Origin of the sequence: Methylobacterium sp. J-030, from assembly GCF_022829545.1 — a bacterium.
Taxonomy (GTDB): Bacteria; Pseudomonadota; Alphaproteobacteria; order Rhizobiales; family Beijerinckiaceae; genus Methylobacterium.
Map to the genome: position 1 here is coordinate 1 of NZ_JAKSYM010000118.1, position 8,573 is coordinate 8,573.

9 protein-coding genes are annotated in these 8,573 nt (G+C 67.3%); 5 read left to right on the forward strand and 4 right to left on the reverse strand.

The features are described 5' to 3' along the window. Nucleotides 1-179: 179 nt before the first annotated feature. From MKK75_RS35640 to MKK75_RS06625, 5 genes are all read left to right on the forward strand, one after another. Complete coding sequence (locus MKK75_RS35640; RefSeq protein ID WP_279593647.1) at nucleotides 180-311, forward strand: hypothetical protein; 132 nt, start codon at nucleotides 180-182, stop codon at nucleotides 309-311. Nucleotides 312-734: 423 nt separating this feature from the next. Then, complete coding sequence (locus MKK75_RS06610; RefSeq protein ID WP_244041817.1) at nucleotides 735-1,361, forward strand: hypothetical protein; 627 nt, start codon at nucleotides 735-737, stop codon at nucleotides 1,359-1,361. Beyond that, complete coding sequence (locus MKK75_RS06615) at nucleotides 1,358-1,789, forward strand: hypothetical protein (protein WP_244041818.1); 432 nt, start codon at nucleotides 1,358-1,360, stop codon at nucleotides 1,787-1,789. Before MKK75_RS06610 ends, MKK75_RS06615 begins: the two co-directional genes overlap by 4 nt. Further along, nucleotides 1,789-4,203: a hypothetical protein gene (locus MKK75_RS06620; RefSeq protein ID WP_244041819.1), complete on the forward strand. Its 2,415-nt coding sequence runs from the start codon at nucleotides 1,789-1,791 to the stop codon at nucleotides 4,201-4,203. Before MKK75_RS06615 ends, MKK75_RS06620 begins: the two co-directional genes overlap by 1 nt. Further along, entirely contained in the window at nucleotides 4,203-6,182 is a 1,980-nt protein-coding gene (locus MKK75_RS06625) for a hypothetical protein (protein WP_244041820.1), read from the forward strand. Before MKK75_RS06620 ends, MKK75_RS06625 begins: the two co-directional genes overlap by 1 nt. On the opposite strand, the gene MKK75_RS06630 is transcribed toward MKK75_RS06625, so the two are convergent. The 4 genes from MKK75_RS06630 to MKK75_RS06645 form a co-directional block, all read right to left on the reverse strand. After that, on the reverse strand, nucleotides 6,150-6,335 hold the full coding sequence (locus MKK75_RS06630; RefSeq protein ID WP_244041821.1) for a hypothetical protein: 186 nt from the start codon (nucleotides 6,333-6,335) through the stop codon (nucleotides 6,150-6,152). The two genes, MKK75_RS06625 and MKK75_RS06630, sit on opposite strands and share 33 nt — an antisense overlap. 178 nt (nucleotides 6,336-6,513) lie before the next feature. Further along, nucleotides 6,514-7,479, reverse strand: coding sequence for a hypothetical protein (locus MKK75_RS06635; protein WP_244041822.1), 966 nt, complete (start codon nucleotides 7,477-7,479; stop codon nucleotides 6,514-6,516). A 9-nt stretch (nucleotides 7,480-7,488) separates the two neighbouring features. Next, nucleotides 7,489-8,031 carry a DUF6932 family protein gene (locus tag MKK75_RS06640; protein ID WP_244041823.1) on the reverse strand — a complete coding sequence of 181 codons (543 nt, stop codon included), beginning with the start codon at nucleotides 8,029-8,031 and terminating at the stop codon, nucleotides 7,489-7,491. Beyond that, on the reverse strand, nucleotides 8,028-8,288 hold the full coding sequence (locus MKK75_RS06645; RefSeq protein WP_244041824.1) for a hypothetical protein: 261 nt from the start codon (nucleotides 8,286-8,288) through the stop codon (nucleotides 8,028-8,030). The genes MKK75_RS06640 and MKK75_RS06645 overlap by 4 nt, the downstream gene beginning before the upstream one ends. Nucleotides 8,289-8,573 lie beyond the last annotated feature (285 nt).

Consider the following 8,573-nt stretch of genomic DNA (forward strand, 5'->3'; position numbering starts at 1 on the left):
CTCTATCCTCCCCCCTTTCCCTACACCGCGCCTTTCCGCCTAGCTGCCTCGAACTCCTGCGCCGCCTGAGCGGACCCCGCCCCACCTTACCCGCCGATCGCGTTCTGGCCCCGCGTGAACGCCCCCTGGGAGCCGTTCATCAGAGGGTCATATGCAGCCGTCGCCTGCCCGAGATAACCATGCGTCTGCGCATCCTGCTTGCCCAGATCGGTCCGGGCTTGGCCGTAATTCGTGTTGATGTCGTCCCGAGCCTGCCCGTACTGTCCGGTCTGATCGTCCCTGGCCTGCCCATAGCCTTGGCCCAGGGATGACAGCGCAGAGCCGTAGTTGCCGGTGATCGCATCGGCAACTACGGCTCGGCGCTGTCATCCCTGGGCCAAGGCTATGGGCAGGCCAGGGACGATCTGACCGGACAGTACGGGCAGGCCCGGGACGACATCAACACGAATTACGGCCAAGCCCGGACCGATCTGGGCAACCAGTATGCGCAGACGCAGGGGTATCTCGGGCAGGCGACGGCTGCCTATGACCCTCTGATTAACGGCTCCCAGGGGTCGTTCACGCGGTTCCAGAACGCGATCGGCGGGAATGGTGCGGCGGGGTCCGCTCAGGCGACGCAGGATTTCCAGGCAGCTCCCGGCTATCAGTACCAGCAGGACCAGGCTCTCGGGGCTGTTCAGCGCAGTGCAGCTGCTCGCGGCGGCCTCGCGGGCGGCAACGCGACTGCGGACATCTTGAAGACCGCCACGGGGCTCGCCGATCAGTCCTACCAGCAGTACGTCAACAATCTGCAGGCCGGGGCCAACTACTATCAGACCGGCATCCAGGGCCGCGCCGCCGGCCTGACGAACCAGGGCAACGCCTCTCAGGCCTACGGGTCGCAGCTCGGCAGCCTCGGCATGGCGCAAGGCAACGCCTTGTCCGGCATCGACACGGGGCTCGGCGATCAGCTCGCGCAGAACGACCGCGGTCTCGGCACGGCGCAGGCCAACATCTACAGCCAGCAGGGCAATGCCCTCGGCTCGCTGTACCAGGGTCAGGGTAACGCGCTCCTGGGGGCTCAGACCAACCTCGGCACGAACTTGGGCGCCGCGGACGCCAATCTCGGCACCGGCTCTTCCGCGCTCAACGTCGGCCAGGGCACGGGGATCTACGGCGCATACAATCAGGTTGGCAGCAACTTGATGAATTTGGGCAATCAGGAAGCTTCTGCGATCGGCAACGCCACCAAGCAGTACGTCGATGCGAACAACCAGCAGGCCGCGGCACAGACGCAGGCCGGCGGAAACCTGCTCGGGACGCTCACGGGCCTTCTGAATAGTCCGCTTGCCGGCAAGATCGGTGGGAGCCTCTTTTCATGAGCAGCGGCATGTCCGGCGGTAACGGCCAGCTCTCGTTGCAGGACTTCATGCGGCTGTATCAGCCGACCTCCATGCCGGTCGTGCAGCCGCAGGCCGGCGGTCTGGCGGCCCTCGGGCAAGGCCAGCCCGCGCAGCAGCAGCAGCCGGCACAGCGATCGATGGGCTTCGGTCAGAGTCAGCAGGGTCAGGGGCAGGGCCAGCAGGGCGGCGCCCTGCCGTTCCTCGGTCAGGGCTCGCAGTCGGGTGGCGGCACTGGTGGCGGCTACGGCCAAGGGCAATCTGGGCAGGGCGCTCAAGCCGCTCCGGGCGGTCTGCAACAGCTCCTCATCAACGCGATGAACAACAACGGCGCGAACGGCAACAGCAACGCCCTCGCGAATGCGGTCGGTTATGTGCCGTTCGGCGGCGGCGGGTGGGGTAGCGGCTGATGAGCTTTTCCGAATATTACAACGGTTTCTCGCAGCTCGGCGGCAACATCGTCGATGCGATCGATCAGGCGCAAGCGCCGGACATCCTCACGGGCCTGCTGAAGGCGCAGAACGGCGGCGGGGCGCCTCGTGGCGGTCTCGCGGCGCTCGGCCAGTCCGTGCAGCCCATGAACGCCAAGCTGCCGTCGTTCGCAGGCGGCTCGGCTCCCATGACGTTGCCGAGCGGCGGCAACAAGGAGATCGAGAACCAGTTCGTCGGTGCCCTCAAGGATGGTGGGCTGACCAATCCGTTCGGCCTTGCGGCTGCTGCGGCCTATGCGAACCGGGAGAGCCGGTACAGCCCGAGCAACATCACCGGATCGTGGTCGGATCCGAGCCAGAGCGGCCAGCCCGGCACCTCGGGCGGTATCCTGTCGTGGCGCGGTGACCGTCTCGACAACATGCGCGCCTTCACGGCCGGCGCCCCGGATCCCGTGACTGCGCAAGCCAAGTTTTTCCTGACCGAGGATCCCAACACGACCCTGGCGCTTCAGAACGCCAAGAGCCCGGAGGAGGCCAACGACATCCTGGCCAAGGCCTGGAAATTCGCCGGCTACGATGATCCGCGCGGGAAGGAATACACCGCTCGGCGCAACATGACGCGCGGGTACCTGAGCCGCGTTGCCGGGGTGGACCCGGGGCCGGTTGCAGGCCCGCAGGCTGCGCCGGCTGCGGTCGCGATGAGGCAGCCTGCGCCGCGTCCTGTCCAAGTCGCCAATAACAGGCAGGAGACACAGGCCCTTGAGAGCCGCATGGGCATGTATCCGTCCGATGTGTACGGGATCGTGCCGCAGACGCCGGCACGGCCGCCCGCCCTATCGCTCACGGCCTCGGCCGACCCGGGCCCCGACCCCCGAGCCGATCTGCCGGCCCGCGGCGCGCAGGATGCCGGGTTCGTCGTCCCGCCGGGTGCGCCTCAGTCTGGTCTCGGAGGTAGGGCGCCTGCACCGGCCCCCCCGGCAGCCCCACAGCCGGCCGCGCCTGCCGGCTATGGTGCGAGCCAGAGCTACGCGCCGCCGGCCCCGACCGGTCCGATCGGCCTCCCGGGCATCAATGCGGCGCAGCGCAACCTCGACCCTGCGTTGCTCGCCCGCGCGCTGAACAACAAGTACACGGCGCCGATCGCGCAGGCCGCGCTCGCATCGCAGTTCAAGTCGGGCGACGATTTCGGCATCCAGGCGGTCGGCGATAGCCTCTACCGCTTCAACAAGCGCACTGGATCGGTTGAGCTCGTTCCCGGCGCGGTGAAGCCGCAGACGACGACAGTGGGCCAGGGCCAATATCTCGTGGACCAAAGGACGGGGCAGCCGCTGTTTGCGGCTCCGGCCGAACTCAAGCCCGTCGCCGCCGGGACAACCCTGTACGACCCCGCCGCACGGCAGGCGGTCTACACAGCCCCGGAGAAATCCGGCACGCCCGGCTTCGTTCAGATGAACGGGCGTCTCGTTCTCACGGATCCGGACACTGGCTCCGCTCGCGATGTGACACCTGCGGATCTGCCTCAGGGCTACCGTCCGGCGACGCAGCAGGAGCGCCAATCCTACGGGGTCCAGGATACGACACCCCTCGTGATCGGGCCTGATGGCAAGCCGCAGAGCCTCGGCGGGCAGACCATCAACGTGAACCCGGGCGAACGGGCGCAGGACGCCAAGATCGGCGGCGCCTATGGCGACACCTTCAACGACATGCAGGCGGCCGGCCGCAGCGCGGTCGGGCAGCTCAACACCCTGCGGTACATGGAGAAGCTGATCGACAGCCCGAATTTCCGCTCAGGCTTCGGCTCGGCCGGTTACACGCAGATGCAGCGCGCCGCCGCTGCGTTCGGCATCAAGGACGCCGATGCGGCCGCACCGAACGAGCTGTTTCAGAAGCTCGCGACGCAGTCTCTCGTGGACAAGCTCGGCGGCTCTCTCGGGGCGGGGGTGTCGAACGCCGACGTCGCTACGATCAACCGCACTGTCGCGAACCTTGAGAACTCTCCAGAGGGCAACAGGCAGATCATCCAGTTCGGCAAGGCGCTGGCGCAGCGTCAGATCGACGTGGCGAAGCAGGCACGTGGGTATGCCGCGACGCACGGCGGTCGGCTCGATGCGGGGTTTGATGATCAGCTCGCGACCTGGGCCGAGAAGAACCCGCTCGGCCTCGAACTGACGACGATGCAGCGGGCGCGACAGGCCCAGGAAGAGGCCGTCAAGCGCACGGCGGCACCGCCGCCTCAGTCCCCGCCCGCTGCGCCTGCGCCTGCGGGCGCGTCTGGCGCCGTCTCGGTGCCCCCGGCAGCTATCGCTCACCTACGCCAGAACCCGGCGCTCAGCGCGGCCTTCGACGCGAAGTATGGGGCAGGCTCGGCCGCCGCCGCTCTCGGGGGGCGTTGATGGAAAACCCTTTCGACCAGTTCGACGTGCCGACGGCCGCGAGCGCCCCCGCCGCCAACCCGTTCGACCAGTTCGACGAGCCGGCGAAGCTCCCCGCCGCCGGCCCGCAGTCCGCGACGGACCTCGTGTTCGGCGGGGAGGATGCGCCGGCCGGGACCGCGGCGCGCGATATGCCGATGGGTAGGTTCGCCAGCGCGCCCGAGGCGGCCTACGCCGCGGCCAGCGGCGCCCTGGACGGCGTTCCCGTCGTCGGGCCTGTCCTGACCGGGGTCAGCAACCGCATCGCGGCCGGGATCCGGTCCCTGGGCAGCGGAGACCCCTACACGACTGAGCTACAGCGCATCGAGGATTACGACGCGAGCGCCCGTGCGGCTCACCCGGTGGCAACCACGGCCGGCGAGGTCGCCGGAGCCATCGGCGGCACCGCGCCCGCCCTAATGGCCGCTCCTGCCTTGTTCGGGGCGGGCTCGGCGACGCTGCCGGTGCGGGCAGGGCTCTCGATGGCGACGGGCGGCGCGATCGGCGCGGCGGATACTGCGGCGCGCGGTGGCGATGCCAAGCAGATCGAACACGGCGCTGAGCTTGGGCTAGGTCTCGGATTTGCGGCCCCAGCTCTCGGCGCCGTAGCCGGTAAGGTCGCGGGTGTCGTCGCCAACCGCGCTGCCTCATCGGGGGAGGGACGTGTGCTGAACCGCGCTCTGGCAGCGGACGGGTTCACGCCAGATACGGCTCAGGCGCGACTGACGGAACTGGGCGATGCTGGCATGTTGGCCGATCTTGGACCGAACCTTCAGCGGCAGGCTGGCGCGCTGGCCGCCGTCCCTGGCGAGGGGCAGCAGATCGTCCGCGGTGCCGTTGCCGACCGGGCGGAGGGTGCGGCCACGCGTGCGGGCGAGGCAGCCGACCGCGCTCTCGGGCAGCCGGTGGACGCGATGTCCACCATGGATCGCCTGATCGCCGAGCGGCGCGCAGCCGCCGAGCCTATGTACCTCGATGCCTACACCCGCCCCATGCCGCAGAACGGACGGGTGGACGCGGCCTTGAACACCCCGGCCGGGCAGGCGGCCTGGCAGAAGGCCGAGACCCTGGCGGCGAACGAGGGGATCCCGCTCGACCCGACCAAGCCGACCGTGCGCGGGCTGGATCTGACGAAACGGGCGCTCGACGACATGGCCAGTAGTGCCCAGCGAGGCGGCAACGCCAACGAGGCCCGCGTGATCGGGGGCGTGCGCAACCTCTTGGTGTCCGGTGTCGATGCGGTTGTGCCGGAATACGCGCAGGCGCGGCAGGCCTTCGCCAGCCACTCGGCCTTGCAGGACGCTTTTGAGGCAGGACAGAGCCTCTTCGAGCGCGGCACGACGCCGGGGCAGATCGCTCAGACGCTAAAGGGCATGACGCAGGGCGAGCGCGACCTGATGCAGGAGGGTGCCCGCTCGGCTTTAGCCGACATCATGGGTACGGCCCGCAACGATGCCGACGCGGCGCAGCGGCTGCTCAGCCAGGGGTACAACCGGGCCAAGCTCGGGCAGGTGATCGGCAAGGATCAGGCCGAGGCTCTGATCGCGGATCTCGGGAACGAGACCACGTTCGCCCGCACGCGCGATTTGGTGATGAACCGGGCCGATGCCGCGGCGCAGAGCGCGGCGGATCGAGAGATCGGTGGGGCCGCGACGGGGAAGGCCGGGGTGATCCGGTCGCTTCTGAACCTCGATGTCGGGGACGCGGCTTCAATCGCGGCTAAAAAGGTGGCCGGAGGTTTCACGGACGCGCTGCGGGAGCGTCGCAACGCCGACCTGGCCAGGATCCTGACGGAGGTCGGACCGGACCGCGCTGGGGCCCAACGGGCCTTCGCGGCGATCGGCCGATCCGTGCGGGCCAAGGATATCTCATCGGACGTGGCGTCGAAGCTGATGAACGCGGCCGTCCGCGGAGGTGGTCAGTTTGAGCTAGGGGGTCTCGCGGGCCTTCCGGCTCGCTAGGAACACCAAGCCGCCGCCAAGAGCGACACCTATCGCGATACCTGATCCGAACTGCTCGTTGATACCGACCATAAGCCAGTGCAGGCCGCCCATGCCGAGCGCGAACACGACGATCGCGACGGAGGCGAACAGGGCTTGGTTTGGTTCGGACATGGCGAAGCTCGACGGGGCACGCTCAAGATGGGCTCGCGTCCATCGCCTGTCGATAGCCTCCAGGACCGCCAGATTTGGCCCAGGATGGCGACGGCTCTTGCGGGCCGTGGTCTCCCTCGATGGGCGGGCATACGTTCAAGACGGCGAGCCTGACAGAGACTGTCGAGGTGGCTCCGGGTCAGTCCCCTACAACGGGGGTCTGCACGTCCTCGGCCTCTGCTGGCCGCGTCGCGATCAGCTTGTAGGAAAGCCGCGTTTCGCCGTTACGCATTGTCGTCCGGCGAACCTTCAGCGTCGCAAGTTGCAGGCTGCCGGCGATGCCTTCGCGCACAGCCCCCTCCGGCGTCACCAGCGTGTCGAAGCACTCCCGGGAGATCGGGCCCTTCTTCGTCGGCTGGCCGTGTTGGTCGTGCAGCTCGAAGCGGCGGGCCTCCGGCAGCAGATACAGGATGCCGACGAAATCCTCGTCGTTCTCAAGCACATCGAGATTGGCGGTTCTGGTGCGTGCGCGGGTGATCTCGTCGCGGCTGATAGTGAAATCGCGCTCGCCTTCTACGACACGAACGGAGGCACCTTGGTCATCCAGGAAAGCGAAGAACGACTTGACCGAGTCCAGCACCTTCGGGTCTTGGGCATCGGTCGCCTCGTTGAATTCCACCTGTCCGCCCTTGGCGGCGCTGTAGATGATGCCGACCGCATCATCAAGCGCGGGTTTGAGGCTGGGCGCGCCATCGACCCCGCTCTCAACCTCCTCCAGCACGAAGCCGAACGAGCCGCGCACAACGTCCTTGATGATGAGCTGTGACCGGTCACGGTGGCGCAGACGCCCACGCTGACCGACCGGTCCGCTGTCCGCGGCGTAGCGTGCCGACACAACGGACTGGAAGCTGCCGAGTGCCTTGGTGCTGAAATCGGCCGTGATGCCGCGGGATCCGATGACGGGGCGCCCGGCGAAGAACAAGCCGACCTCTGCTAGCGGTTCTTCGACGTCGCCTAGGTCGCGGATTTGCTGTTCCAGCATCTCGCGCCGCTGGCTGAATTGGAAATGCCCTACCGGGTCTCGCTCGGGCGTGCGGCGGGCTAGTAGGCTGGAGACGGCAGCCAGATCCGCGCGGAGTGTTTCGAGTTCCAATCGCTTAGCCATGACCCGCCCTCACAGCAGTGCCCGTGCAGCGGCATCGTCCGACGCGAGCGGGATCTTTAGCATACCTTTCCAGAGATGACTATTTCGTTGATGTGAGAACAGGCCGGACCAGTACACCGTGTCATCAACAATCACATCAGGTTCGTTGTCCAAATCAACGTAATAAGCGTCTGCTTTGAAGCGTTGTTTCGTGATGACAGGGCTGAACACTTGACGGTTTGCATTGAAGAACGCCACCCACTGGGCCTCAGGCACGGGGCGCCGGCCGAACGTCACGACATCCACATCGTTCGGCGGACGGCCACGGATCGTCTCGACCTCCTCGCAGAAGCTGCCGGCGATCCACTGGAACCCATCAACGATGCCGACCCGTCGCAACTCGTCGCGGTAGTCCAAAAAACCTTCGAGGATCAGCGCGCGCTCGTCGCTCGTGGCGAACCGGTTGACCAATTCAGCCGCAGTCGTCTCGAAAGGCGACTTGCCGTCGTAGTCCGTCGCGTCCGCCCCGATGTAGGGCGGCAGGACGCGCGAGAGGTTGAAGGCAGGGATCACGCCTTTCGCTCATCCTGCCAAAGGGAATCGTCGGCTGCGGCCACCTCTGCGGCATCTTCAGCGGCCTTGGCAGCCGCCCGCGCCTCGGCCCGGGTATCGATGGGATCGGCCCCCTTCGGGCCAATGGCATGGGCAACGACACTGCCATCCGAACCGAACCGAGCACCCTTAGCCTCTAGGGCCCGCCGCAGCACGGCCAGCGTCGAAGTGTTAACGGGCAGATCCGCCTCGGCACGCGTCACCGTGTTGGGTGACACGTCGGCAGCCTCCGCTACCTGACGGACGCTGAGTTTCAGCCCTGCCCGCGCCATGCGAGCTTGTGACCCTGTTATCGAAAAATGCGATGCGGTCACAACAAAGCTCTTGCGTCACAATCAACCTTGTGACAGGGTACCAAAACTGAGGAAATGAGCAAGGGCATTCAGGGCATGTCCAACCGATCCATCTCCTGGAACGCCGCCCTCCGCGACATCCGCTCCGACCGCACCGTCGTGCCGGTCGGCTTCCTCTCGGCCCGGGCTCGCTGCCAGGGCTTCGCTGAG